Consider the following 25,359-nt stretch of genomic DNA (forward strand, 5'->3'; position numbering starts at 1 on the left):
TGATGATGGGCGAAGAGCAGTCGAGCAAGCTCGACTCTACCAACGCGCCTCCAGTGTATTGAACGGCTTCGCCAGCCGCACACCCTCGGCATCGAAGCTGCTGACCGCTCGACCGTCCACGCGTACCGTCTTCGGTGCCGTGCGATCAGGCCACCAGACCTTCACCACGGTCCCGCTGCGCAGCCCTCGCCGAGCGCCACCGTCAGCACGCCGTCGCGCTGCCGCGCCTGCATCTGCAACGTGCCATACGCCGTCGGCAGGCGCTCCACTGCCAACCCATCCCCCGCCACCCACGACGATGGCGTGCCTGGCAGCAGCGACAGCGCATCGTCGTCTTCGCGCATCAGCATGCCGAACAGCGTGCGGCCGTATTCGGCGCCGATCCAGGTGTGCGGCATGTCGCCCAGGTAGCGTGGGAAGCGCAGGCGTGAGTGCACGACCTCGGCCAGCACTTGCCACTCAAGCGGGCGTCGATCATGCAGCAGGCCCTGCAGCAGCTCGTCGGCCGCCTGCGGCTGGCCAAGGTGCACGTAGCTCAGCACGTTGCGGATCTCGTATGGCGTGTAGGCGTACAGCGCACCGGGCTGGCTGCGCTTGCGCACGTCCTCCAGATAACGGGCGAAAGTGGTCTTCAACGCCTCGGGAGGCAGCACGCTCTGCGCTCCGGTCGGGTCCAGCGCGATCGATACCCCGGTGGGGTCACCATCGCCCAGATCGGCAGAGGAGGGGATGAAGTCGATGCCCTTCCACGCCATCGTCGCCCGGATCGATGCATGCAGCGCGTCGTACAACGCCTTGTACTGTTCGCGTGCCCACACCGCAGTCTCGTGGTCGCCCAGCGATTCGGCCAGCCAGGCGCCGTCGTGCCAGCCTTTCAGTCCCCAGTAGTCATCCCAGTAGCTGTGGGTGGGCGAGGGGTAGCCCTCGTGGCTGATCGACGGCGCAAGAATGCCGGCGAAGCGCTCCGGTGCCGGCTGGTCGGCCTTGTAACCTTCCACCAGCGTGCGCTCGCGCAATTCCTGCAGGAAGCGCAGGGCCGCTTTCACCTTCGGCAGATACGGGCGTACCGATTCGGGCCCGCCATCGAGGCGCGCCACATCGGCCACCAGCGCGACGTACTGGCCCTGGCTGTCGTACTCGATGTCCGAGCCGAAGCCGGTATTGACGCTGCCATCGTCGTTGAGGATCGGTGAGACCAGGCCGTTGGCGTGCACGCCGTGCTCGCTGTACCAGGCCAGGTAGTCGCGCGCGACCTTCGCCTCGCCCATGCGCAGCAGCACCGCCGAGGTGGCCATGCCGTCGCGGATGAACGAGCGGTTGTAGTTGCGTGGGCCGGGCTGCATGGCCGGACCGGTCTGGTTGATCAGCATGTAGGCGGCCTGCGCGCGCAGCATGTCCACCAGGGACGGATCGGGCAGGCGCAGGCCAACCTGGCCGAGTCGTGCCTGCCAGTCCGCCGAGGCCTGCGTGGCCAGTGTGTCGAAGGCGCCGTTGGCGTCGTCTGGCAGCGAGGCCAGATCGAGCGGTGGCGCTTCGGGCAAGCTGCCGTTGGCATCGGCCGCAGCGGTACCCAGCGGGAAAGCCACCACGACCGATTGGCTGGCACCCGGCGCCAGCGAGATGGGATAGTCCAGCGCCGCTGCTGCAAGACCCTGGTCGTCGCGCGCCTGCTGTGCGGAAGGCAGCTGTCCGGCGGCAATTCCCGCGGTGATTTCTGTTGCACCATCCTTGCCGAAGGGCGCCGCACCGGACGCAGCCACCGGCGTGAGTGACTGCAGCAGCGTGCGCCCGTTGATGCGCACAGCCTGTCCGTTGATGACCACCTCGCGGATCGGCGACAGCCCGCCGTTCTGCCACGGTGGGTTCATCTGCATCGGGCGCACGACCAGGCTGAGTGTGCCTTCCACCCTGGTGCTGCCGGTGTTGTGCAGGCGGTGGCGCAGGAAGGTGACCGGCTGGCCAGCGCGTTCGATGGCGAAGGCCTCGCTGCGCAGCTCCAGGCCTGGCTGCGGTGACCAGGAGGCCGAGGGTATCGGCTTCCAGCCATCGCGCAGTGCGTGCTGCACGGGCTGTTCGGCGGCACCTGCGCTGCGGCCGCCAGCGTCGCGCCAGATCGGCTGCACCAGGGGGCGCCCTTGAACGCTTCCAGGTTGCCGTACTCGTCGAAGATGGACTTCTGTCGCCCGGCATGCACGCCCACCGCAGTCCAGTAGGTCTGCTGCATCTGCAGCGATGCGGGAAACAACGCGCGCTGCGCACCGCTTGCGGCAATCTGGTACTGCCTCATCGGCGTCATCACCGCCTTCGGGCCGAGCAGGCGCAGGCGTGCCACCTTTGGTGCAGGACCATCCACGCTCAGGCGGAATGCACGCACGGACTGCGCGGTATTGGCCGCGAGCCAGCTCTGCTTGTGGTCTGCCGCCTGCGCATCGTGGGCCAGTTCCTGCCAGCGGCCTTGGGCGTCCTGTGCCTGCAGGCGGGCCGCACCGCGCGTGCCATCGGCCCATTCCACGACCAGACCGGCCGTGGACTGCGCACGTGGCAGGGTGACTTCGAGCATGTGGCTGCCGCCTCGTCCGGCCGGCAGGGCGACCGCTCTGCCGCCTTGCCAGAGTGCGGCTGCCTGCGTTGCATCAATACCGGCGATGCGTGCGCTGAGTGTGCTGTCCAGCGGCTCCATCTCGAAGATCGACACCCCCAGTCGGAGGTGCGCTGCGGGCTGGCCAGCCGCAGGTAGCGCGCCTGGCGCGGTGCGAAGTACAGCGTTTCCACATCGCCCAGCGAATCGGCCATGGTGTAGGCGGTCTGCCACTGCGTGCCGTCCAGCGAGGTCTGCAGCGAATAGCCTTCCGGGTTGGAGACATCCCAGGTGAGGCGGGCGCCGGTCAACTCTGCCGGTGCGCCCAGATCGATCTGGAACCAGTGGCCGGGACTGAAGGCGCCGCCGGTGACGGTTTTCGCATCGCCATCGATCAGGTGGCTGATCGCCATGGCCGGCACCTGCTGCGAGGAACTGCTGGCCTGCCACTGGCTGCGCGGGGAAGGGTCTGTGCGTGCGCGGCGGCGGCCAGGGCGGTGAGCAGCAGGGCCGCAGCAGGCCGCATCGGAGGGAGAGGGAGTGAGCCTGGAACGTTCAGCGCGCAACGTCATTACGGACAGCCTCGCAGGTTCGGCCGGAATCGGGCGAGCGCTACGCTAGCAAGGGATGTAATCGTTTTCATGACGCGCTGCAATAACGTCGATGCCGTTGCGGGCATGATCCGGGCCGGCCGGCTGACGGGTATGGCTCTGGACGTGTTGGCACGATCGGCCAGGTTCGATGCACGCCACGGAGCTTGGGTGGGTTGTCATTTGACAATGCGCCCGAACAGGTACAGACTTCGGAGAACAGCGGATGTCTCGAGTGCGTCACCCTGACAAGGACATCGAAGCCGCGTTGCGTTTTGCCGAGACGCGGGGCTGGAGATTGCGCGTCGGCGGGAGCCACGCCTGGGGCCGGATGTACTGCCCCTACAACGACAGCGAATGCCGGTGCGGGGAGTTCTGCGTTGTGAGCATCTGGAGCACGCCGCGCAGTGGCCGCAATCACGCCCGGGCGCTGCGTCGCGTTGTCGAGAACTGCAGCCGCGAGCAATGAGAAGCGGTCGAAGCCGAAACGAGGTGGGCCATGATGGAATTCAATTTCACCCTGAAGTACCGCGTGCCGGACGTGTACGACGATACCGATATCCTGGAGCAGCGCCTGGCGGCATCGGGTTGCGACGATGCGCTGTTGGGCATCGGGCGTCCGGGCAGGATGGCGCTGGCGTTCTGCCGTGAGGCCTCGCGTGCCGATGAAGCGCTGCACTCGGCGCTGGAGGATGTGCAGCAGGCGGTGCCGGGCGCCGAACTGGTTGAAGTAGGCCCCGATCTGGTGGGGTTGACCGATGTGGCCGACCTGCTGGGGATGTCGCGGCAGAACATGCGCCAGCTGATGCTGGCCCACCCGCAGTCGTTTCCGTCGCCGGTGCACGAAGGCAGCACGTCAATCTGGCACCTGGCCGACATCCTCGGCTGGTTGCAGGCGCGTGGCAGCGGCAAGGTCAGCTCGGAACTGGCCGAGCTGGCCGCCGTTGCATTGCAGCTGAATCTGGCCCGCGAAGGGCGCAGGCTGCAGCCCAAGGCATAGTGCCGGGCAGGGCCGGCACCTATCCGCAGCGCGCTGCGTTACAGCTGCACCTTTTCCCACCAGCGTGTGCCGGCCTGCGGCGCCTGCATGTCCAGGGCCTCACCCATCATCGGCGTCGCTACCGGCACGTTGCTGGCGGCGGCCAGCGCGGTGATGCGTTCGAACGGCTGCTGCCATTCGTGCAGGGCCAGATCGAAGGTGCCGTTGTGGATCGGCAGCAGCCACTTGCCGCGCAGGTCCAGATGCGCCTGCAGGGTCTGCTCGGGCTGCATGTGCACGAAGGCCCAGCGCGGGTCGTAGGCACCGGTTTCGATCATGGTCAGATCGAACGGGCCGTACTTCTCACCGATGGCCTTGAAGCCGTCGAAGTAGCCGGTGTCGCCGCTGAAGAAGATGCGGAAGTCGTCGTCCTGGATCACCCACGACGCCCACAGGCTGCGGTCGCTGTCGCCCAGCCCGCGGCCGGAGAAGTGCTGGCCTGGCGTGGCGGTCAGGCGCAGGCCGTTGGCCTCGGTCGATTGCCACCAGTCCAGTTGTTCCACCTTGCCCGCATCGATGCCCCAGGCGATCAGCTGGTCACCCACGCCGAGCGGGGCGATGAAGCGCGCGGTCTTGCGATCCAGCTGCATCACCGCAGCGTGGTCGAGATGGTCGTAATGGTTGTGCGAGAGGATCACGCCGGCAATCGGCGGCAGTTCATCGATGCTGATCGGCGGGGCATGGAAGCGCGCCGGGCCCATCCACTGCACCGGCGAGGCGCGCTCGGAGAACACCGGGTCGGTCAGCCAGTACTGGCCGCGCAGCTTCAGCAGGATCGTGGAATGGCCGATGCGGAACAGGCTGCGGTCGGGCGCAGCATCCAGCGTGGCGCGGTCCAGCGGCTGCACCGGGATGGGGTGGGCGGGCACGGTGCCCTTGGGCTTGTTGAACAGGAACGTCCACCAGATCTCAAGGCCGTCGCGTAGGCCCATCGCCGGCTTCGGCAGGGCATTGCGGAACTTGCCGTCGCGGTATTGCGGCGAGGCCGGGAAGTCGGGGAGGGACCAGGACTTGCAGAAGGTGTAGGCGGTCACGGCAAGGATTCCAAGCAGGAGGACAAGGAGCAGGCGCTTCATGGGTGACGTCCGCTGAGTACACTGCACAGTGTAGTTTCCTGTTTTTCAAAAGTACACTGCCGGGTGTAAAATGTGCGCATCCGTTCAGCTTCCTGGTGCTCCGCCATGCCCCGTGCCCCGCAACGCCTGACCGACCGCAAACGCGAGGCCATCGTGCGCGCTGCGGTCGAGGAGTTCCGTGCAGCGGGCTACGAGGCCACCAGCATGGACCGCATTGCCGAAGTGGCGGGGGTGTCCAAGCGCACCGTCTACAACCACTTCCCGAGCAAGGAAGCGCTGTTCTCGATGATCCTGGAGGAGCTGTGGGAGCGCAGCGTGGCCAGCGACACGCTGCCGTACCGCGCCGACCAGCCATTGGAGGCGCAGTTGCTGCAACTGCTTGGCCAGAAGCTGGAGCTGCTCAGCGACGCCAACTTCATCGACCTGGCGCGGGTGGCAATGGCCGAGATCATCCATTCCCCCGAACGCGCGCAGGCCATCGTCTGCCGCATGGGCGAGAAGGAGAGCGGCGAGAGTGCCTGGATCCGCGCCGCGATGGCCGATGGCCGGCTGCGCGCGGTCGATCCGGAGTTTGCCGGCCACCAGCTGCACGGGCTGGTGAAGAGTTTTGCGTTCTGGCCGCAGGTGACGATGGGGCAGGCGCCGTTGAGTGCGGCCGAACGCACGCGCGTGGCCGAGTCGGCGGTGGCGATGTTCCTGGGCTTCTACGCGATCTGAACGCTGCGGGCTAGCGTGCCGCAAGCTGGCGGAACTCGGCGGCCGGCAGCGCCGCCGAGTACAGGTAGCCCTGTCCGACATCCACCCCCAATGCACGCAGCTGTTGTTCCTGAGCCAGCGTTTCGGTGCCCTCGGCCACCACGATCGCGCCGCAGCGATGAGCAACCTCGACGATGAAGCGGACAATCGACTGCGATTTCGCGTCGGCCAGGGTGGCAATCAGCGACTGCTCGATCTTGACCTCGGCGATGGCCAGCTGCGAAAGCAGGATGAGCGTGGAGTAGCCGGCGCCGAAATCATCCAGCGACAACGTCACGCCTGCGGCGAGCAACTGGGCGATGTTGGCGTCGACGACGTCGCGTTCGACGATCTCCGTCCACTCGACGATCTCCAGGCGCAGCATCGCACCGGCCACGCCATGCAGCTGCAGCAGCTCCTGCAGGCGCAGGCCGAAGTCGGGCAGGCGCAGTGATTCGGCCGATACGTTGACGGCGATGGTCAGCGCGGCGACTTCCTGCTGGCTGTGCTGCAGGAAACGCACCGCCGAACGCAGCGTGGCCCACTCCAGATCTGCCAGCCGGCCGTGCCGGCGCACCAGCGCGATCACCCGCATCGGTGCGATGGCGCGCCCTTCACCGTCGCGCATGCGCAGCAGCGCCTCGGCACCTACCAGCTGCCCATCGTGCAGGCGATGCTTGGGCTGGTAGCACAGCGGAGCGTCGCCCTGCTGCAGCCAATGATCGAGCGCGCTCTCGATCAGGGCGTCGATCTCGCTGTCGCGCTGGATCGGATCATCGAAGAACACCACGCCGGATTCGATCGTACTCAGTGCCAGGGTGATCGCGCGGAACGGCAGGTGGCCATCGTCGGTATCACCCGGGGGCTTCAGTTCCACCACCGCGCAACGGAACAGCGGCCGGAAGCCTGGCCAGTCCTGCGCAACCCGGTCGGCCAGGTTGGAGGCCAGTTCGGCAATCTGCGGCTGCACGCGCAGTTCGGGCAGCGACAGGTCATGGATCAGGATCGCCAGCGCGGCGTCGCCAAACTGGTAGATCTCCACCCGCTCTGCGGGCAGCGGCGGCAGCAGCCGACGCACGTCGTCGCTGCTGTCGCGTCGCCACAGCCCGTTGTCCTGCAAGGGCCCATAGCGAAGGCGCAGGTCGCGCAGGTTGCCCATCTCGGCCACGATCAGGCAGGCCTTGCCGATGCCGTCGTTGTCGCGCCATACCTGCTGCAGGCGTTCGCCCAGTGCACGCATGTTCGGCAGCCCACTGATCGGATCGACGCGCAGCCAGGCCTGTTCGCGCTGACGCTGCGCATCGATCTGCGCGTCGTTGTAGACCAGCGCGAACACCGCGCCGAGCATCAGCAGCGAAAGCGGCAACGCCAGCAAACGCTGGATCGCCAGTTCTTCCACCGGCAGGTGGGCGGCACCGATGATCGCCACGCCCAGCGCCAGGCCAAGGGCGGTGACCACGATGCGCACCCCCACGCCTGCAGGAGAATGCGCAGCGAGAGTTCGCCGAGCATGCGCGGGTGCAGGCGACGACGCAGCCAGATGCCGGCCAGCATCTGCAGGGTGGATTCGAGGCTGGCAGGCAGGAAGAACTGCGTACCCGAAAACTGATAGCGCGCCATCAGGCTGCCGGCGAGACAGGCCAGGCCGCCGCGCCAGCCGCCGAGCAGACCACTGATCAGCAGGATATCGAAGCCGAGGTGGAGCTTGACCACCCCCTGGGTGTAGCGGGCCACGAACCAGGAATTGAACAGGTAGATCAGGCCCAGCGCCACGCCCACGTACAGCCGGCGGCCTTCGATGGCATGGCCGGCACGGCGGGTGGCGATCAGCAGCACGCCGATCATGCCGATCACCGCAGTGGCCTGCAGCAGGTACAGCGGCAGGCTGGGCAGGGCGCTGTCCAGGACCTGGGCCGCAACCCGTGAAAGCGCATCCATAGCAGGTTCCCGCCTGTGACCGACGGCCAGTGAGGAGCAGGGTAAACCACGGCCGCGCGCGCGGCCACTGAGGCCGCGCGGCGCTGGCTGCCGGGGTCAGTAGCGAGGGTCGGCGATGGCCGGCAGCACCAGTTCGCGTACGAAGCCGGACGGCGACAGCTGCAGCAGTGCACGCACCATGGCCACCACGTCGTGCACCGGTACCAGTTCACCTTGGCCACGTGCCGCCGCGTCGGCCACCGGTACAGACAGCGCATCGTCGGTATTGAGATAACCCAGCTGCAGGCTGGTCACCGCCAGGCGTCGATCACGGAAGCCTTCGCGCAATGCGTCGGCGATGCCATTGAGTGCGAATTTCGAGGCGCCGAACGCTACTTCCGGACGGCCACTGCGCGGCAATGCCGAGGTCGAGCCGGTCAGCACCAGCTGCGGCCGAGGCGCGTTCAGTACGCGCGGCAACAGGCGCTGCAGCAGCATCAGCGTGGCGCTGATGTTGACGTCGACCAGCTGCGTGAGCGCCGCATCGCTTTCATCGAGGAAGGCGTACTCGTCGCTGAAAGCCTTCTCTTCCCAGATACCCAGGTTGTGGATCAGCACGTCCAGATCGGCCGGTGCCTGCGCGGCAATGTGGTCGGCGGCAGTGGAGGGTTGGGCCAGGTCGGCCTCGATCCATTGCAGGGTGATTCCATCCGGGCATTGCAGGTCGCGCGGGCGGCTGCGGGAAACGCCGATGACCGTATCGCCGGGGCTGCACAGGCCTTCCACGAACGCCCGACCGAGGCCCCTGCTGGCGCCGATGACCATCAACTTCATGTTGCTTCCTTGTATTCGGGAGGTGCAGCGATCGTCGCGGCGCCGGCCACTGTGGACGGCATGCAGCGATTCGTCCATCGCCGCGCGCGCTGGCGTACGGATCCGGTTCAGCGCGGCGACGTGCCTGCCGGAAGTACGCGACAATTGCCAACGTCACCGACCGACGCCGGACCTTCGCATGTGCATGGACGAACCCGAACCCACCGCTGGCGATATTCCGCTGCCGCAGGCGTGGCGGGAAATGCTGGCCGGCGCCCGCATCGAACGGCAGTCGATTGGTGTCTCGCGTGCGGATGTTGCCCGCGTATATCGGCCCGGACAGGCCGACGCTTTCCTGAAGTCGGAAGTGATCGATGCCTTCAGTGAACTGGGTGACGAGATCGCGCGCCTGCGTTGGCTGCAGGCTCAGGGCCAGCCTGCGCCGACGGTGATTGCCACCGCAGAGGAAGCCGGTCGACGCTGGTTGCTGATGAGTGCGCTGCCGGGTCGTGATCTGGCTTCTTCACCGGACCTGCCGCCGCAGCAGGTGGTAGCTGTGCTGGCCGACGCGTTGCGCGGCCTGCATGCCTTACCGGTGGCGGCGTGTCCGTTCGACCAGCGGTTGGCCTCGCGCCTTCAAGCCGCACAGGCGCGCGTCAAGGCGGGTCTGGTCGACGCCGACGACTTCGATGACGAACGTCTGGGGCAGAGCGCGCAGCAGGCGTTCGCCGCGCTTGATGCCACCCGGCCGGAGCACGAGGACCTGGTGGTGAGCCACGGCGATGCCTGCCTGCCCAATCTGATGGTGGCCGATGGCCGCTTCAGCGGTTTCATCGACTGCGGGCGGCTGGGCGTCGCCGACCGCTACCAAGACCTGGCATTGGCGGCGCGCAGCCTTGTGCACAATTTCGATGACACCCGCTGGGTGGCACCGCTGTTCCAGCGCTATGGCGTGATCGCCGATGAGCGACGGTTGGCGTTCTATCGATTGCTCGACGAGTTCTTCTGAGGCAACAGGCGGGCGCTGACCTGCAGAAGGCCGTTGCCGGCCGACGCTGCCGAAGTGAACTGCAGAGCCACGGGCTCGGGTAGTAGGTCGAACAGGCGTACACCGCCGCCGAGCAGCACGGGCAGCCAAGTCAAAACCAGTTCGTCCAGCAGTTGTGCCTGCACCACTTGGCGGACCATCGCGCCACCATCGACATAGACGTCCTTGCCAGCGGCGAGGGCGCCTGCCCGTTCGACCAGATTGCCGATGCTGCCCTGTGCAACCTGCACGTTGGCAGGGGCGTCATGCAGTGCGCGATGGCTGGCGACGAGCACTGGAAGGTCGCGGTACGGCCACTCCGGCATGGCGGCCACCACGTCGTAGGTGGTGCGCCCCATCAGCAGGCAACCGATGTCGGCGATGAAGCGTGGGTAATCCAGATAGTCCGGTGACGCGGGCAGATCACCTTGGCATGCGTGGTCTGCGCTGAGCCAGTCCAGATCGTTGTCCGGTCCAGCAATGTAGCCATCCAAAGAACTACCCAGATAGGCGCGGATGCGTGATCGAAGCTGAGTCATTGCCAGGTTATATATAAACGAATATTCATTTATATTATGCCAATGGCACGGACCAAATCCATTTCCGACGAACGCGTGGTCGACCTGGCCGTGGACCTGTTGGTGGACGCCGGCCCGCAGGGCTTTACCCTTGCCGCGCTCGGCGCGCGCGCGGGGCTGTCGGCGGCGACGCTGCTTCAGCGTTTTGGCAGCCGCGCCGCATTGCTGGAAAGGGCGATCCGCCGTTCCAGCGAGCGCCTGGCCGCCTCGGTACCGGCACCTGCAGCAGCGACGGTGGAATCGCTGGTGAGCTGGCTGGGTGGGCAGACCCGCGGCATGGAAACGCGTCAACGTCTCGCCGGTCATATGGCGCTGCTTATGGAAGACCTGCGTGCGGCTGGCGGGCGCCGGGCCCTGTTGGCCAATACACATGTGCTTGACATGCGGGCCGGCATTGCGAAGCAGCTGCAGGCGATGGGGTTCATCGATGCCGACGCAGCTGCGTCGACGGTGGAAGCGCACTGGCATGGCCTGGTTATCCAATGGGGGCTCACCGGCAAGGGCAGCCTTCGCAGCTGGGTTGAGGCCGGACTGCGGCGGGTCATCGCTCTGCTGCCGAAGCGCTGATCGCGCGGGGGCGACGGGCGGAGTTGAATCTTCGTTGAGGTCAGGGCTGGCTGAACGAATCCCGGCTGAGGATAGATGGGTGCTTACAATAGAACGAACGTTCGTTCATTGTTGGGGCCATGAACCGCATCGACCGCAATCAGCAACGCATCGCGCAGATCCTGCAGGCGGCCCTGCAGTGCTTCTTGGCCAAAGGCTTCCATCAGACCAGCATGCGCGACATCGCACAGGCAGCCGGGGTCAGCCTGGGCAATCTCTACAACCACTTCCCGGGCAAGGAGGCGATCATCCTTGCGGTGGCAGTGGCCGAGAGCGAGGAACTGGCGCCGCTGCTGGCGCGGTTGACTGCAGCAGACGGTGAACGTACGCAGGTGCTCGCGTTCCTGCGGGCGTTCCACGCGCTGTGCCGGCAGCCGGAATGGGCCACGCTTGCCGTCGAGATCCTCGCCGAATGTGCGCGGACCCCGGAAGTAGCCGCCGCCTTCAACGCCAATCGACGGCAGGTGCAGCAGGCGCTGGCAGATGCATTGCTGCGCCTGGCGAAGCGCGAACGCCGGCGACCTGCACTGGCACCGGCGCTGCAGGCGCAGGTCATGCTGGACGCCATCGAGAGCGATGCGCTGCGCCGGGGCCTTTTCCAGGCGGGGATGTGCAGGAAGTCGCGCTTGATCCCGGCCAGCTGCTGGCACTGCTGGGCGCACACGGGTGAGTGCCGTCGACCGGCGCATGCATGGCCTGGATCTCGCGCGCTACCTGGCCCTGGCCGGCATGGTGCTGGTCAACTTCCGGCTGGCGATGGCCGTGCCTGCGGAAGGTGACGGCTGGCTGGCCGGCTTCTTCCATCTACTCGAGGGCAAGGCATCGGCGACGTTCGTCACGCTGGCAGGGTTGGGCCTGGTACTGGCCACGCAGCGCCAGCAATGGGGGCCGGCAACGCTGCAGACCTGGCGGCGCGCGATGGCCCTGCTGGTGCTGGGCCTGCTCAACCTGACCCTGTTTCCGGCCGACATCCTGCACTATTACGCGGTGTACTTCGCGCTTGCAGTGCTGTGGCTGCGCGCGTCGCCGAAGGTGTTGCTGGCGAGCATCGTCGGCCTGGCGGCGTGCTCGTTCTGGGCGCTGCTGCGCTGGGATTACAGTCAAGGCTGGAACTGGCAGACACTGGAGTACGCGGGCCTCTGGCAATGGCCTGGCGCGGTGCGCAACCTGCTGTTCAACGGTTTCCATCCAGTGCTGCCGTGGCTGTGCTTCTTCCTGCTGGGGATGCTGTTGGCGCGCCTGCCGCTGTCGCTACCCCGGGTGCAGCGGGCAGTGCTGATGCTGGGGCTTTTGCTGATCGTTGCCGGCCACGGTGTGCAGCATCTGGCGCAGGCAACGCCCTGGCAGGCGTGGCTGGGAACGCAGCCGATGCCACCCGGTCCGGCCTACCTGCTGACCGGCGCTGGTGCGGCGTGTTCGCTGATCGCCACCTGCCTGCTGCTCACGCGTCGATACCCGGGTGACTGGATGGAACCGTTCACCGCCGCAGGGCGCATGACCCTGACCCTGTATGTCGGCCACATCCTGCTGGGCATGGGCACACTGGAAAGCCTGGGCCTGCTGGACAGCAGGGCTTCGTTGGCGTCGGTGCTGTTGTGGGCGCTGCTGTTCCTGATGCTGGCGACAGGCGCAGCGTGGCTGTGGTCGTGGCGGTTTGCGCGTGGCCCGCTGGAAGCGTTGATGCGTCGCGTCGCGAGCTAGCCTTCAGCGCGCCCCGGCACGACGTTGTGACGGACATGTCTGTGTCTCGGCGAGGGCATCTGCGATAGTGGGCGCAGGTAATACTTTCCCCTTCCATTCATGTCATTCGCGTCGGCGCAGCATCTCGGCGAAGTTCTACAACAGTCCTACGGCATTACGGCGACCGCAGTGGTGCCACGCGCGGTCGGCGCCGACGCGGGCGCCAGCGTGTACCGCGTCGATGCGCGGCATGGCCAGTGGTGGCTGAAGTGCCGAACCTACCAGGTTGATCCCACGGTGTGGGACAGCCTGCATTGGTTGCGCGGCACCTCCGGTATCGACGAGATCGTGGCGCCCTGGCCGGCACTCACCGGCGGCGCATCGGTTCAGCGCTGGGGCCTGCAGTTCACCCTGTTTCCCTATATCGAAGGTCAGTCCGGTTTCGAGGCCCCCTTGAGCCGCGCCCAGTGGAACCGGTTGGGCCAGGTGCTGCGGCGTCTGCACGAGGTGCAGCTGCCTGCGGAACTGCACGGCGCATTGCCGCGCGTGCGGCTGGAGCCCGCAGCGCTGGAAACGGTGGGCCGCTGGCTGGCGGAGGGCGGCCTGCCGGCGGCCCAGGACGGGCTCAGTCGCGCGTTCGTCTCCATATGGGAGCAGCAACACGCGCGCATCGCCGCGCTGCACGCACACGCGCTGCAGCTATACGGCGCACTGCAGGGCGTTGCGATGGACCTGCACCTGTGCCACACCGATCTGCACGCCGGCAACCTGCTGATGGGCAACGATGGTGGCCTGCACCTGATTGACTGGGACGGCCTGTCACTGGCACCGCGTGAACGTGACCTGATGTTCGTCGGTGCCGCCGTTGGAGGGCGTTGGGGCCGTGAGAATCCGGCGGGTTTCGGCGAAGGTTATGGCAGCGCCCCGGGCGATCCGCGCTGGATCGCCTGGTATCGCCACTGGCGCATCCTGCAGGACCTGATCGAGTTCCAGCAGGTGCTGCTGGCGCCAGGCGCGTTGGATCGCTCGCCCCAGCTGCGCCGGCAGTCGCTGCATTTCCTCAGCGAGCAGTTCGCTCCGGGCAACGTGTTTGATGCCGCCGAGCGCGCGTATCGCGCGCTGGGCTAGGTTCCGGGCCGCTGCCAGAATCGCCCCGGGTAGAGTCGACCGTTCGTCGACTGCGCTTCGACTGGGCCAGGCAAAGCACGCGCTGCGCGCGATAGTCGACTAACCGTCGACTCTACCCATGGCTTGTCCATGCAAGACCCATGGCTTGTCCATGCGGGCAGTTTTCATTCGGCCGGTTTGGCGGCGGCAGAGGCGGCAGCGCTGGCGGCACGCCGCGACAGCACGGCTTCGCGATGGGCGATATAGGCATTGGCGGCGAGGATGATGCCGGCACCGAGGATCGTCCAGCGATCGACGGTTTCATTGAACAGCAGCCAGCCGCACAGGGTCACCAGTGGAAGCTGCAGGAAGCTGATCGGGGTCAGCGCTGACACCTCGCCCAGGCGCAGTGCGCGCGTCCACAACAGCTGGCCCAGGGTGCCAAGCACGCCGGTGGCCAGCAACCACAACCAGGCCAGGCCGGTGGGCCAGACCCAGACGAACAGCGCCGGGACCAGCGACAACGGCACCCAGAACACATAGGTGTAGAGCACCACGGTATCGGCGCTGTCGATGCGGGTCAGCTGTTTGATCTGGATTGCCACCAGCGAGCTGAGCACGGCCGCGCAGACCGCGACCAGGCTGCCAGCGGTGAAGCCGGCGGTGCCAGGGCGCACGATCACCAGCACGCCGATGAAGCCGACCACCACCGCCGCCCAGCGGCGCACGCGCACGGTTTCGCCCAGCCAAAGTACCGCCGCAATGGTGACGAACAGCGGCGTGGAGTATGAGAGCGAGACCGCCTGCGCCAGTGGCAGGTGGCCCAGCGCCCAGAACGCACACAGCATCGACGCCAGGCCGATCGCACTGCGCACGAAATAGCGGGGCAGCTGCTGGGTCTTCAATGGCGCGCGGCCCGGCCGCAGCAGCATCGGCAGCAGCGCAAGCAGGCCGAAGGCGTTGCGGAAGAACGCCACTTCCTGGGTCGGCACATAGCGGGTGGCATAGCGGATGGCGACTGCCATCAGGCCGAAGGCCATCGTGCTGCCGAGCATCAGCAGCGCCGCCCGCATCGGGGTGGCGCCGGGGGAGAGGGTGGGGCTGTTCACCACTGTGCGCCGAGCAGGCGGGGCTCCGGTTCGATCGGTACGCCGAATTTCTCCAGCACCGAGGCCGAGATGCGGCGCGCCAGTGCCAGCAGTTCGGCGCCGGTGGCGTTGCCGTGGTTGACCAGCACCAGCGCATGGCTCGGCGCCACGCCCGCATCGCCTTCGCGGAAGCCCTTCCAGCCGCAGGATTCGATCATCCAGGCCGCCGAGACCTTGCGTTTGTCCTCCTGCTCGCCCGGGAACACCGGCAGCTCGGGGAAGTGCTGCAGCAACACGTCGACCTGCTCCAGCGGCAGCACCGGGTTCTTGAAGAAGCTGCCGGCATTGCCCAGCACAGCCGGATCGGGCAGCTTGCGGCGGCGGATGGCGATCACTGCATTGGCCACGTCCACCGCGCCGGGCAGTTCCACGCCCTGAGCGTGCAGCTCCTCGCGGATGCCGGCGTAGTCCATGCGCAGGTCATGCAGCAGCGGCAGCTTCAGTTCGATGGCGGTGATCAGGTAACGGTCCATCTGCTGCTTGAACACGCTGTCGCGGTAGGCGAAGCCGCACTGCTCGTTGTCCAGGCGGACCCACGCCTGTTGCTGGCAGTCCCAGGCTTCGACGGCCTGGATGAACTCGCCGACCTGCACGCCATAGGCGCCGATGTTCTGGATGGGGGCGGCACCGGCGGTGCCGGGAATCAGTGCCAGATTTTCCAGGCCGGACAGGCCTTCCTGCAGCGACCACATCACCAGGCCATGCCACGGTACACCGGCGCCGGCGCGGATCACCGCATGGTCGGCGCGGTGCTCGAGGAAGCTGATGTCGCGGTTGCCGAACACCAGCACGGTGCCGGGCAGGTCCTCGGCGATCAGCACATTGCTGCCACTGCCCAGCACCAGCAGTGGACCGTTGGCCACTTCGGGCAGCGCCAGCACCTCCGGCAACAGCGCCGGGTCGTGCAGTTCCAGCAGCTGTGCCGCGCTGGCCTGCACATGGAAGGTGTTCAGTGCCTGCAGCGGCGCATTGCGGGTGAGCGTCCAGCGCAGCGGTGCGGCGGCGTCGGTGCTGTCCATGGGCGCGCTCACAGCGGTGCCACCGCGCCACGGCTCGGCGCTTCGCGGCGGCGACGGATCGCCTCCACGCATTCGGAAACCAGCGCTGGGCCACGGAATATCAGGCCGCTGTAGCACTGCACCAGTGCTGCGCCGGCGGCCATCTTGGCCACCGCGTCGGCACCGGACAGAATGCCGCCGACACCGACCAGCGGCACCGACTCGGGCAGGCGCGCGCGCAGCCGGCGCAGCACCAGGGTGGATTGTTCCAGCACCGGTGCGCCGGACAGGCCGCCGGCTTCGTTGGCCAGCGGATCGCCAGCCACCTTGCTGTGGTCGATGGTGGTATTGGTGGCGATCACGCCGTCCACCTGAAGCTCACCGAGCACACGCGCGGCGGCGTCGATGTCGCGCTCGCTCAGGTCCGGTGCCACCTTCACCAGCATCGGCACGCGACGACCGTGCTGCGCGGCCAGCGTTTCCTGGCGGTCACGCAGCTGGCTGACCAGCTGGCGCAGCGCGGTCTCTTCCTGCAGTTCGCGCAGGCCGGCGGTGTTGGGCGAGGAAATGTTGACCGTGATGTAGTCGGCCAGCGGGTACACCTTGTCCATGCAGGCGATGTAGTCATCGGCCGCCTGTTCGTTGGCGGTGTCCTTGTTCTTGCCGATGTTGATGCCGAGCAGGCCGCGGCGGTTGCGCGCGCGCTCGACGTTGCGCACCAGCACGTCCACGCCCGCATTGTTGAAGCCCATGCGGTTGATGATGGCGTTGTGTTCCGGCAGGCGGAACAGGCGCGGCTGCGGGTTGCCGGCCTGCGGGCGCGGGGTGATGGTGCCGATCTCGACGAAGCCAAAGCCCAGCGCAAACAGGGCATCGATGTGTTCGCCGTTCTTGTCCAGGCCGGCGGCCAGGCCGACCGGGTTGGGGAAGCTCAGCCCGAACACGGTGCTCGGCATCGGCGCGATGCGGGCAGCCAGCAGCGGCGTGGTGCCGGTGCGCCAGGCCAGGTCCAGTGCGGACAGGCCAAGGCCGTGGGCGCGCTCGGCGTCGAGCGAGAACAGGAAGGGGCGGGCAAGCGAATACATGCGTCGGTTCAGTCCAGCGTGCCGAGGAAGGCTCGGGTTTGATATTCAAAAGCGACCTGGCCGTCGACCGCGTGGGCGGCGAACAGGTCCTGCAGCGCGGCGATCATCGGCGCGTGCTGCGGATGGCCAGCCTGCGGTGCATAGGAAGAGGACAGCAGCCGCCCGCGCAGGGCGTCCAGATCCAGGTACTGCACGTTCGGCAACTGGACCATGCCGCGCAGCCCCTTCCCGAACCATGCCTGCATCGTGGCATCGTCCTGGTAGCGCTCGGCCACCGCGCTGTAGTCGGTGCCGAAATCCAGCAGCAACTGCTCGTAGCCGATCAGGAACGGGTTGGCATCGAGCAGGCGCGAGTTCCAGTAGATCAGCGCCTGGCCGCCGGGACGCAGGATGCGCTGCCATTCGGTGCGCACGGCCACGGTGTCGAACCAGTGGAAGGCCTGCGCGACGCTGACCAGATCGATGCTGGCATCATCCAGGCCGGTGGCCTCGGCGCGGCCATCGACCGCCCGGAACTGCGGGTACTGCGGGCCCAGCCATTGCTCGGCGGCGGCGCGCATGGCCGCGTTGGGTTCAACGGCGATAACGGGATGACCGGTGGCCAGGAACAGGCGGCTGGAGATGCCCGTGCCGGCGCCGATGTCGGCGACCTGGACCTGATGGCTGACGCCCATCGGGCCATGCAGCCACTCCAGCAGGGCGGGTGGGTAGTCAGGCCGATAACGGACGTAGTCGGCGACGCGGCTGCTGAAGCGTTCAGTGCTGTCGGAAGTCGTCATGGCGGGCTCAGTTCGACATCGCGGCGAGCCAGGCCAGGCCGCCGAAGAACAGGATGAAGACCACGATCGCGGCGATCACGGCGCCGACCATCAGCCAGCCAAGCACCAGGCCGGTGACGGCCAGACCGTCACCGTCAAGGTCATGCGGGCGGCGGTGGATCTCGGCGCGGGCCATGTGCCCGGTGACGATGGCCACGATGCTGGCCACGAACGGCAGGACGGTCCAGCTGGCGATGCCGGCGACCAGGCTCACTACGGCCAGGGCACTTGTCTGTCGGGGTGCCACGCTCATCGGGGTCCTCCTTGCAGTGTGCACATGATAGTGCCTCTGCCCGGGCAATCCCATGGGCAATGCCCTGTAGAGCCGAGCCCATGCTCGGCTGGACCCTGGACAATGCAGTGTAGACCGCGCCTCGCGCGTTAGCCGAGCGTGGGCTCGGCTCTACAGATTCAGCCCATCAATACCTGGCCACCGTCCACATTGAGCACGCTGCCGGTGATCCAGCGCGCCAGCGGCGAGCACAGGAACAGGGCGGCATCGGCGACCTCGCGTGGATGACCGAAGCGTCCGAACGGAATTTTCGCCAGGGTGCCGTGGTACAGCGCAGGATCTTCGGTGCGGCGACGGTCCCACAGGCCATCGTCGAACGCGATCGAGCCCGGTGCGATGGCGTTGACCCGGATGCGGTGCGGGGCCAACGCCAGCGCCTGCGAGGTGGTGTAGTGCGAAAGCGCGGCCTTGGCCGCGGCGTAGGGCGCGCCACCGGGGCGCGGCTGCTGCGCGGCGATCGAGGACAGATTGAGGATGCAGGCATCGCCGGACGCGCGCAGCCAGGGCAGTGCCAGGCGCGAGGCACGCACGGCCGCCATCAGATCGATCTGCAGGCTCGCAGCCCAGCCGTCCTCATCGTCGGCCATGCCGTAGCCGGTGGCATTGTTGACCAGTACGTCGATGCCGCCGAGTGTGTCGGCGGCGGTGTCCAGCCACGCCTGGATCTGGCCGATGTCGGCCAGATCGGTGGCAAACGTGTGCAGCGGTGTGCCCTGGGCGCGGGCGTCGGCCTGCAGCGCATCCAGCCCGGCCTGGCCGCGGGCGCAGGTCGAAACCTGCGCACCGGCAGCAGCGAATGCCAGCGCCATTTCACGGCCAATGCCCTTGCTGCCGCCGGCGATCAGCACTCGGCGGCCGGTGAAGTCGAGGGTCGGCGCCCCTGCGGGGGCCGACCCTGGGCAGGGGTCAGATCCCCGGAGGGGCTCTGACCCGCAGGCATGGCCGAATCGTTCGCCATTACAGGTCGAACTTGATGCCCTGGGCCAGCGGCAGCGAATCCGAGTAGTTGATGGTGTTGGTCTGGCGGCGCATGTAGACCTTCCACGCATCCGAGCCCGACTCACGACCACCGCCGGTGTCCTTCTCGCCACCGAAGGCGCCGCCGATCTCCGCACCGGACGTGCCGATGTTGATGTTGGCGATGCCGCAGTCGCTGCCGGCCGCCGACAGGAACTTCTCGGCGGTCTTCAGGTTCTGGGTGAAGATCGAGGACGACAGGCCCTGCGGCACGCCGTTCTGCATGTCGATGGCTTCGTCGATGCTGTCGTACGGCATCACGTACAGGATCGGCGCGAAGGTCTCGTGCTGGACCACGGCGTCGCTGTTCTTCAGGCCGGAGACGATGGCCGGCAGCACGAAGTTGCCTGCGCGGTCGATGCGGGTGCCGCCGGTCTCGATGGTGCCGCCGGCGGCCTTGGCCTGGGCGATGGCATCGAGGAACTGCTGCACGGCGCCGTCGCTGTTCAGCGGGCCCATCAGATTGGCGGCATCGGTCGGGTCGCCGATCTTGCCTTCCACCTGCTTGTAGGCCTTGACCAGGGTGGCCAGCACGTCAGCGTAGATCGAGCGGTGCACGATCAGGCGGCGGGTGGTGGTGCAGCGCTGGCCCGCAGTGCCGACGGCGCCGAACACGATGCCCGGCACGGCCAGCTTCAGGTCGGCGGTTTCGTCCAGGATGATGGCGTTGTTGCCGCCCAGTTCGAGCAGGCAGCGGCCGAGGCGGCGCGCCACCTTCTCGTTGACGGTGCGGCCGACCTGGGTGGAGCCGGTGAAGCTGATCAGCGGCACACGGCGGTCATCGACCATCTTTTCCGACAGCGCGGTGCCGGCGTCGTTGATCAGGAAGAAGATGTCCGGGAAGCCGGCTTCGCGCAGGGCATCGTTGCAGATCTTCAGCGAGGCGATGGCGGTCAGCGGCGTCTTGTTGGACGGCTTCCAGATGCACACGTCTCCACAGATGGCGGCCAGGAACGAATTCCAGCTCCACACTGCCACCGGGAAGTTGAAGGCCGAGATGATGCCGACCAGGCCCAGCGGGTGGTACTGCTCGTACATGCGGTGGCCGGGGCGCTCGGAATGCATGGTGTAGCCGTACAGCATGCGGCTCTGGCCCACGGCGAAATCGGCGATGTCGATCATCTCCTGCACTTCGCCATCGCCTTCGGGCTTGCTCTTGCCCATTTCCAGGGCGACCAGCGAACCGAGGGCATCCTTGTGCTTGCGCAGCGCTTCGCCGCACAGGCGCACGGCTTCACCGCGGCGCGGCGCCGGCGTGGTACGCCAGATCTTGAAGGCTTCCTGGGCGCGAGCGACGACGGTCTCGTACTCGGCCTCGGTGGTCGCGCGGACCTGCGCGATCGGCTCGCCGGTGGTCGGGTTGACCGGGGTGATCAACTCACCGCTGGTCGCGCTCGACCACTCCCCGTTGCCCAGGTACGTGCCAGCGTTGATCGCGTCCAGGCCAAGGGACTTGAGCAGCTCGGAAGACATGCAGACTCCTGTGTTTCGTTACGTTGTTTGGCGCCATCGCGGGCAGGTGGGGGCGCGATGAACGGAACCGCCGATGGTAGCAGAGGCCGGTTGCGCGGCTTTGGTGCGGTGCGGGGTAGGGGGCGCGGCCCGGGGCGTCAAGCGCTTGGCACCCTGTGAAGGCCTGTTGACGGTTTGTGACGCAAGGTGACGCATATCGACACCCTCCGAAACAAACAAAAATAGTAATAGTCCTAATGACTTAGCTCTGCCAGGAGCGGAAGGTGTGCGCCATTGAGTGACCGGGTTCCTATCTTTTGCGCGTGACATCATTCACAATCCCTGCACATTTAATTGACACAGCCTCGACACTTCCGCGCGGGCTGGGAGTCCCGCGCGCGACAGCGAGCCGCTCGCTGTCAAGTCGGGTAGACATGGAGAAGTGCTTTGCTACATGGATCCGTAGAAGACCTTCCCGCCGAGCGGGCCCGGGCTGGCCGCCGCCGGGTCGAAGCCCGGGCGGCCCTGGAGCTGGGGCTGCGCCTGGGGGATCTGTTGCTGCTGCCAGGCATGGCGGTGCTTTCGCACGTGCTGTGCTACGCCACCGGGGCGCCCAGTCCCTCGCAGCGCATCGTGTTCGGCGCGGTGATTCTCAGCGCCATCGTCTGTTTCTCCATTGCCCCGGTCTATCGGAACTGGCGCGTGCGTGGCCTGCTCGCCGACCTGTGGCTGCTGCTGCTGGCCTGGTCCGGCACGTTCGCCCTGTTCTCGCTGTACGCGGTGCTGGTCGGCCTGGGTGACGCGGTGCCGGCGCAGTGGCTGGTGGGCTGGTATTTCACCGGGCTGGCCTCGATGGCGACGGTACGCGTGCTGCTGCGGGTGCAGCTGCACCGGCTGCGATCGCGTGGCCTGGATCGGGAGCGGGTGTTGCTGGTGGGCCTGCGGGCGCCGGCGCTCAGGCTGCACCGGCTGCTGCGTGGCAAGCCGGAGCTGGGCAAGGAAGTGGTCGGCTATTTCACCAGTGCTGGCGACATCGCCACCCGCCGTGGCGGCGACGCGCCGCGCCGTCTGGGTGCTCTGAACGACGTTCCGCAGTACATGGACCTGCACCGCGGCGAGTTCGACCAGGTCTGGGTCTCGATGCCCATGGGTGACACCGCGCCGATCAAGGACATGCTCAAGCAGATCGAGCGCTTTCCCGTGCCTGTGCGCCTGATTCCCGATACCACTGGCCTGGGTGCGTTGAATCCCGGGGTGCACCAGGTGGGCGATGTGCCGATGATCGGCGTTCGCCAGGGCCTGGCCGACCATCGCTTCCGGCTGTTCAAGCGTGTCGAGGACATCCTGGTGGCCGGCGTGGCGGTGGTGCTGCTGTCGCCGCTGTTGGTGGTGCTTGCGCTGGGGGTGAAGCTCAGTTCGCCGGGCCCGGTGCTGTTCCGGCAGCGGCGTCATGGGCTGGGTGGCAAGGAATTCTGGATGCTCAAGTTCCGCTCCATGCGCGTGCATGAAGAGGGTGCGGGGCAGCTGACCCAGGCTACGCGCGGCGATCCGCGGGTTACCCGGTTCGGTGCGTTCCTGCGCCGCAGCAGCCTGGATGAGCTGCCACAGTTCTTCAACGTGCTGGGCGGCAACATGTCGGTGGTGGGGCCGCGGCCGCACGCGATCCAGCACAACAACCACTACGAGCGGGTGATCGAGCGCTACATGCATCGTCATTACGTCAAGCCGGGCATCACCGGCTGGGCGCAGGTGCACGGGCTGCGTGGCGAGACCCCCGAGCTGCGCTCGATGAAGAAGCGTGTGCAGTACGACATCGACTACATCCGCCGCTGGAGCCCGACGCTGGACGTGCGGATCATCGCGTTGACCGTGCTGAAGGTGCTGGGCCAGAAGTCCGCGTATTGAGCTGGCCGATGTGCGGAACTGCGACGTAATTCCATGAATCTGTTGGCGATTTCATCGCCTGTAATGCGCATGTAAGGTATCCTGTGCGGCTGCCGCCGGCCCATGTTGTTCTGGCCGGGCGCGCCGCAAGGAATGCCACAGGATCCAGGTCAGTGTTCAAGAACGTTCTTTTTGTATGTGTAGGCAACATCTGCCGCAGCCCTTCGGCTGAAGTCATGCTCAGGCAGGCCGTGGCCGGCAAAGGCATCCAGGTGTCTTCGGCGGGCCTGGGTGCGCTGGTGGGGCATGGCATCGATGCCACCGCACAGGAGCTGCTGGTGGAGCAGGGCATGGATGGGGTGGCCCACCGCGCCCGTCAGATCGATGACGCCATCCTCGGCGCCGCCGATCTGGTGCTGACCATGGAGCGCAAGCACGTGCGCCGCATTGCCGAGATCGCTCCGCAGGCGTCCGGCAAGACCTTCCTGCTGGGCAAGTGGCAGCAGGATCGGGAGATTCCCGATCCCTACCGCCAGCAGCGTCCCGCGTTCGAACATGTCTACAAGCTGATGGCTGAGGGCGTGGAGAGTTGGGCGCGTCATCTTTGATTGCTGCCCGCTTCGCCGGATCGACCGACACTTCTTTCAATTTGAATCCAAGCGCACATGACCACTGATTCACGTTCCATCACACAGGATGATGCAGAAGAGATCGATCTTCGCCAGCTGCTCGGTACCCTGGTCGATCACAAGTGGTGGATCCTGCTCATCACCGGCGCGTTTCTGGTCGCATCGGTCGCCTACGTTCTTCTGGCCACGCCGATCTATCGCGCCGACGCGATTGTGCAGGTTGAGCCGAAGACGCCCTCGCTGCCAGGCTTGACGGACTTGAGCCAATCGCTGGGCATCAATGCCGGCACTGCGGAAGCGGCAACAGAGATTGCATTGATCAAGTCCCGTGCGGTTGTCGGCAGTGCTGTGGATGCGCTGCGACTGGATATTGAGATCGTTCCCAGGCACCTCCCCTTGATGGGCGGGTACTTCGTGCGCCGCGCCGAGAAGCGCGCTCCAGGTGAGCTGGCGGACCCGCTGCTGGGTCTGTCGAGCTTCGGTTGGGGTGGTGAGCAGCTTCGGATCTTCCAGCTGGACGTTCCCACCGCTTTGCTGACCACCGATCTGGAGTTGGTGGCTGGGGAGGGTGGGCGCTACGAGCTGTTTGACGAAGATGGGCAGCGCCTCCTGTCGGGCGTAGTGGGCAAGGCTGCCAGTGGCAAAGGCGTGACGATTCAGGTCGAGACGCTGAATGCTCATCCCGGCATGCGGTTCAAGGTGGTGCGTCATCGCCACCTCAGTGTCGTCAGCGACCTTCAGAAGGAAATTGGAGTGGGTGAGGCCGGAAAAGACTCCGGGATTCTCACGCTGACCTACGAAAATGCGGATTCCGACCTCGCCAGGAACTTCCTGCAGCAGGTGGCGCAGGCCTATGTTCGGCAGAACGTGGAGCGCAACTCTGCTGAAGCGTCTGCACAGCTGACTTTCGTCAAGGAGCAGTTGCCGAACGTCCGCAATCAGGTCGACGCCGCCCAGAAGGCGTTGAGTGCGTATCAGATGCGCGCAAACTCCGTGGACCTGAGCCTGCAGACCAAGGGGCTGTTGGACCAGGAGGTTGCGGTTGAAACCAGCATCCAGCAGCTGCGGTTGCAGCAGGCGGAAATGGATCGCAAGTTCACTCGCGATCATCCGGCGTACCAGGCGTTGATGCGCCAGATCGGCGATCTTGAGTCGCGCAAGCACGGCTTCCAGGGGCAGGTGAAACAGCTTCCGGAAGCCCAGCAGGAACTTCTGCGCTTGACCCGCGACCTGCAGGTCAGCAATGAGATGTACACCGCGATGCTGAATCAGGCACAGCAGCTGGATGTTGCGCGTGCCGGCACGGTGGGCAACGTACGCATCGTGGACGCTGCGGAAGTCGACGCCACCGAGCCGGTGAAGCCGCGAAAGGGCATGGTCGTGCTTGTAGGGGCGCTGCTGGGTGCCTTCCTCTCCATCGGTCTGGTTCTTCTGCGCCAGCTGCTCAACCGCGGCGTCGAAGACCCTTCCCAGATCGAAGAGATCGGCTTGCCGGTCTATGCCTCCATTCCTGTCAGCCCGGGGCAGCAGTCCGACTCGGTGCGCGGCAAGTTCCGCGCCGATGGCAAGTTGCACCTGCTGGCCATGAAGGATCCGGCAGACCTCGCAATCGAGGCGGTGCGCAGCCTGCGGACCAGCCTGCACTTTGCACGGTTGGAGGCGAAAAACAACATCGTGCTGATCTCCGGCTCGAGCCCCAACGCCGGCAAGACCTTTGTCTCCTCGAACCTGGCGGCGGTCATCGCGCAGGCCGGCCAGCGTGTGCTGATCATCGATGCGGACATGCGAAAGGGCACGCTGCACAAGGCGCTGGGTGCAACCCAGACGCCGGGCCTGTCTGACGTGCTGGTTGGCAAGGCGACGCTGGAGGAGGCCATCCGCACCGTTGACGGCTTGGGAAATCTGAGCTTCATCTCGCGCGGTGACGTTCCGCCGAACCCTTCCGAACTTCTGATGCACCGCAACTTCACGGAACTGCTTGAGCAGGTCGAGAAGCAGTTTGATCTGGTCATCATCGATACGCCGCCGATCCTGGCGGTGACCGACGCGGCGATCATTGCCCACCACGCCGGCACCTGTCTGCTGGTGGCGCGTTTCGGCCTGAATCAGCCCAAGGAGCTGGCACTTGCCCGCAAGCGCTTCGAGCAGAACAACGTCCAGTTGAAGGGCGCGATCTTCAATGCGGTCGAGCGCCGTGCGACCGGCTATTACAGCTACGGCTACTACGAGTACAAGTCGACCCGATGAGTGGGAACTGAGGCAGGGTGCCATCTGGCGCCCTGCGTGACAC

At 66.4% G+C, this 25,359-nt stretch carries 19 protein-coding genes and 3 pseudogenes; 10 read left to right on the plus strand and 12 right to left on the minus strand.

Annotated features, from left to right (window positions below):
* Positions 1-36: 36 nt before the first annotated feature.
* A pseudogene (locus tag N4G47_RS07490) lies at positions 37-3,150 on the minus strand (galactose-binding domain-containing protein).
* A gap of 520 nt (positions 3,151-3,670) precedes the next feature.
* Between N4G47_RS07490 and N4G47_RS07495 the strand changes: the two are divergent.
* Positions 3,671-4,168 carry a helix-turn-helix transcriptional regulator gene (locus N4G47_RS07495; RefSeq protein ID WP_475289908.1) on the plus strand — a complete coding sequence of 166 codons (498 nt, stop codon included), beginning with the start codon at positions 3,671-3,673 and terminating at the stop codon, positions 4,166-4,168.
* Positions 4,169-4,206: 38 nt separating this feature from the next.
* Here the strand turns inward: N4G47_RS07495 and N4G47_RS07500 are convergent, their stop codons facing one another.
* Entirely contained in the window at positions 4,207-5,283 is a 1,077-nt protein-coding gene (locus N4G47_RS07500; RefSeq protein WP_475286192.1) for an MBL fold metallo-hydrolase, read from the minus strand.
* Between the two features lie 105 nt (positions 5,284-5,388).
* Between N4G47_RS07500 and N4G47_RS07505 the strand changes: the two genes are divergently transcribed.
* Positions 5,389-6,000: a TetR/AcrR family transcriptional regulator gene (locus N4G47_RS07505; protein ID WP_229557921.1), complete on the plus strand. Its 612-nt coding sequence runs from the start codon at positions 5,389-5,391 to the stop codon at positions 5,998-6,000.
* Between the two features lie 10 nt (positions 6,001-6,010).
* Here N4G47_RS07505 and N4G47_RS07510 read toward each other — a convergent pair.
* Together N4G47_RS07510 and N4G47_RS07515 are read right to left on the minus strand one after the other, a co-directional pair.
* Positions 6,011-7,956: pseudogene (locus tag N4G47_RS07510) on the minus strand (EAL domain-containing protein).
* A 96-nt stretch (positions 7,957-8,052) separates the two neighbouring features.
* Entirely contained in the window at positions 8,053-8,769 is a 717-nt protein-coding gene (locus N4G47_RS07515) for an SDR family NAD(P)-dependent oxidoreductase (RefSeq protein ID WP_475286194.1), read from the minus strand.
* Between the two features lie 184 nt (positions 8,770-8,953).
* Here N4G47_RS07515 and N4G47_RS07520 point away from each other — a divergent pair, with 184 nt between their 5' ends.
* Positions 8,954-9,757 carry an APH(3')-II family aminoglycoside O-phosphotransferase gene (locus N4G47_RS07520; RefSeq protein WP_475286196.1) on the plus strand — a complete coding sequence of 268 codons (804 nt, stop codon included), beginning with the start codon at positions 8,954-8,956 and terminating at the stop codon, positions 9,755-9,757.
* On the opposite strand, the gene N4G47_RS07525 is transcribed toward N4G47_RS07520, so the two are convergent.
* A complete protein-coding gene (locus N4G47_RS07525; protein ID WP_107232355.1) occupies positions 9,730-10,314 on the minus strand; it encodes a dihydrofolate reductase family protein in 585 nt (194 codons plus the stop codon). The genes N4G47_RS07520 and N4G47_RS07525 overlap by 28 nt on opposite strands.
* A 42-nt stretch (positions 10,315-10,356) precedes the next feature.
* On the opposite strand from N4G47_RS07525, the gene N4G47_RS07530 reads away from it, so the two are divergent.
* The 4 genes and pseudogenes from N4G47_RS07530 to N4G47_RS07545 all read left to right on the plus strand — a co-directional run bounded on the left by N4G47_RS07530 (position 10,357) and on the right by N4G47_RS07545 (position 13,767).
* Positions 10,357-10,920, plus strand: a complete 564-nt coding sequence (locus tag N4G47_RS07530; RefSeq protein ID WP_475286199.1) for a TetR family transcriptional regulator — start codon at positions 10,357-10,359, stop codon at positions 10,918-10,920.
* 119 nt (positions 10,921-11,039) lie between these two features.
* Positions 11,040-11,629 (plus strand): annotated as a pseudogene (locus N4G47_RS07535) (TetR/AcrR family transcriptional regulator).
* Positions 11,626-12,660: a DUF418 domain-containing protein gene (locus N4G47_RS07540; protein ID WP_475286201.1), complete on the plus strand. Its 1,035-nt coding sequence runs from the start codon at positions 11,626-11,628 to the stop codon at positions 12,658-12,660. Before N4G47_RS07535 ends, N4G47_RS07540 begins: the two are co-directional and overlap by 4 nt.
* A gap of 99 nt (positions 12,661-12,759) precedes the next feature.
* Positions 12,760-13,767: a phosphotransferase gene (locus N4G47_RS07545; RefSeq protein ID WP_475286203.1), complete on the plus strand. Its 1,008-nt coding sequence runs from the start codon at positions 12,760-12,762 to the stop codon at positions 13,765-13,767.
* Positions 13,768-13,931: 164 nt separating this feature from the next.
* On the opposite strand, the gene N4G47_RS07550 is transcribed toward N4G47_RS07545, so the two are convergent.
* The 7 genes from N4G47_RS07550 to amaB form a co-directional block, all read right to left on the minus strand.
* On the minus strand, positions 13,932-14,819 hold the full coding sequence (locus tag N4G47_RS07550; protein WP_475289909.1) for a DMT family transporter: 888 nt from the start codon (positions 14,817-14,819) through the stop codon (positions 13,932-13,934).
* 32 nt (positions 14,820-14,851) lie between these two features.
* Entirely contained in the window at positions 14,852-15,913 is a 1,062-nt protein-coding gene (murB, locus tag N4G47_RS07555; protein WP_475286205.1) for a UDP-N-acetylmuramate dehydrogenase, read from the minus strand.
* Between the two features lie 8 nt (positions 15,914-15,921).
* Entirely contained in the window at positions 15,922-16,977 is a 1,056-nt protein-coding gene (locus N4G47_RS07560; protein WP_475286207.1) for a quinone-dependent dihydroorotate dehydrogenase, read from the minus strand.
* Between the two features lie 8 nt (positions 16,978-16,985).
* Entirely contained in the window at positions 16,986-17,756 is a 771-nt protein-coding gene (locus N4G47_RS07565; protein WP_475286209.1) for a class I SAM-dependent methyltransferase, read from the minus strand.
* 7 nt (positions 17,757-17,763) lie between these two features.
* Positions 17,764-18,048 carry a DUF4190 domain-containing protein gene (locus tag N4G47_RS07570; protein ID WP_475286211.1) on the minus strand — a complete coding sequence of 95 codons (285 nt, stop codon included), beginning with the start codon at positions 18,046-18,048 and terminating at the stop codon, positions 17,764-17,766.
* 158 nt (positions 18,049-18,206) lie between these two features.
* The gene (locus N4G47_RS07575) at positions 18,207-18,935 is read right to left on the minus strand and encodes an SDR family NAD(P)-dependent oxidoreductase (protein WP_475286213.1); all 729 of its coding nucleotides are present in this window, start codon (positions 18,933-18,935) and stop codon (positions 18,207-18,209) included.
* A 109-nt stretch (positions 18,936-19,044) separates the two neighbouring features.
* Complete coding sequence (gene amaB / locus N4G47_RS07580) at positions 19,045-20,577, minus strand: L-piperidine-6-carboxylate dehydrogenase (RefSeq protein WP_032127496.1); 1,533 nt, start codon at positions 20,575-20,577, stop codon at positions 19,045-19,047.
* Positions 20,578-21,126: 549 nt separating this feature from the next.
* On the opposite strand from amaB, the gene N4G47_RS07585 reads away from it, so the two are divergent.
* The 3 genes from N4G47_RS07585 (at position 21,127) to N4G47_RS07595 (ending at position 25,316) form a co-directional block, all read left to right on the plus strand.
* A complete protein-coding gene (locus N4G47_RS07585) occupies positions 21,127-22,461 on the plus strand; it encodes an undecaprenyl-phosphate glucose phosphotransferase (RefSeq protein WP_475286216.1) in 1,335 nt (444 codons plus the stop codon).
* 152 nt (positions 22,462-22,613) lie between these two features.
* The gene (locus N4G47_RS07590) at positions 22,614-23,048 is read left to right on the plus strand and encodes a low molecular weight protein-tyrosine-phosphatase (RefSeq protein ID WP_475289910.1); all 435 of its coding nucleotides are present in this window, start codon (positions 22,614-22,616) and stop codon (positions 23,046-23,048) included.
* Between the two features lie 57 nt (positions 23,049-23,105).
* Entirely contained in the window at positions 23,106-25,316 is a 2,211-nt protein-coding gene (locus tag N4G47_RS07595) for a polysaccharide biosynthesis tyrosine autokinase (protein ID WP_475286218.1), read from the plus strand.
* The last annotated feature ends 43 nt before the right edge of the window (positions 25,317-25,359 follow it).

This window comes from Stenotrophomonas sp. GSD10, from assembly GCF_056172695.1.

Excerpts from the sequence above, each read along its gene's own strand:
- N4G47_RS07495 (WP_475289908.1), top strand. The coding sequence starts at position 3,671 with ATGGAATTCAATTTCACCCTGAAGTACCGCGTGCCGGACGTGTACGAC.
- N4G47_RS07500 (WP_475286192.1), bottom strand. The coding sequence starts at position 5,283 with ATGAAGCGCCTGCTCCTTGTCCTCCTGCTTGGAATCCTTGCCGTGACC.
- N4G47_RS07505 (WP_229557921.1), top strand. The coding sequence starts at position 5,389 with ATGCCCCGTGCCCCGCAACGCCTGACCGACCGCAAACGCGAGGCCATC.
- N4G47_RS07515 (WP_475286194.1), bottom strand. The coding sequence starts at position 8,769 with ATGAAGTTGATGGTCATCGGCGCCAGCAGGGGCCTCGGTCGGGCGTTC.
- N4G47_RS07520 (WP_475286196.1), top strand. The coding sequence starts at position 8,954 with ATGGACGAACCCGAACCCACCGCTGGCGATATTCCGCTGCCGCAGGCG.
- N4G47_RS07525 (WP_107232355.1), bottom strand. The coding sequence starts at position 10,314 with ATGACTCAGCTTCGATCACGCATCCGCGCCTATCTGGGTAGTTCTTTG.
- N4G47_RS07530 (WP_475286199.1), top strand. The coding sequence starts at position 10,357 with ATGGCACGGACCAAATCCATTTCCGACGAACGCGTGGTCGACCTGGCC.
- N4G47_RS07545 (WP_475286203.1), top strand. The coding sequence starts at position 12,760 with ATGTCATTCGCGTCGGCGCAGCATCTCGGCGAAGTTCTACAACAGTCC.
- N4G47_RS07550 (WP_475289909.1), bottom strand. The coding sequence starts at position 14,819 with ATGCGGGCGGCGCTGCTGATGCTCGGCAGCACGATGGCCTTCGGCCTG.
- murB (WP_475286205.1), bottom strand. The coding sequence starts at position 15,913 with ATGGACAGCACCGACGCCGCCGCACCGCTGCGCTGGACGCTCACCCGC.
- N4G47_RS07560 (WP_475286207.1), bottom strand. The coding sequence starts at position 16,977 with ATGTATTCGCTTGCCCGCCCCTTCCTGTTCTCGCTCGACGCCGAGCGC.
- N4G47_RS07565 (WP_475286209.1), bottom strand. The coding sequence starts at position 17,756 with ATGACGACTTCCGACAGCACTGAACGCTTCAGCAGCCGCGTCGCCGAC.
- N4G47_RS07570 (WP_475286211.1), bottom strand. The coding sequence starts at position 18,048 with ATGAGCGTGGCACCCCGACAGACAAGTGCCCTGGCCGTAGTGAGCCTG.
- amaB (WP_032127496.1), bottom strand. The coding sequence starts at position 20,577 with ATGTCTTCCGAGCTGCTCAAGTCCCTTGGCCTGGACGCGATCAACGCT.
- N4G47_RS07585 (WP_475286216.1), top strand. The coding sequence starts at position 21,127 with ATGGCGGTGCTTTCGCACGTGCTGTGCTACGCCACCGGGGCGCCCAGT.
- N4G47_RS07595 (WP_475286218.1), top strand. The coding sequence starts at position 23,106 with ATGACCACTGATTCACGTTCCATCACACAGGATGATGCAGAAGAGATC.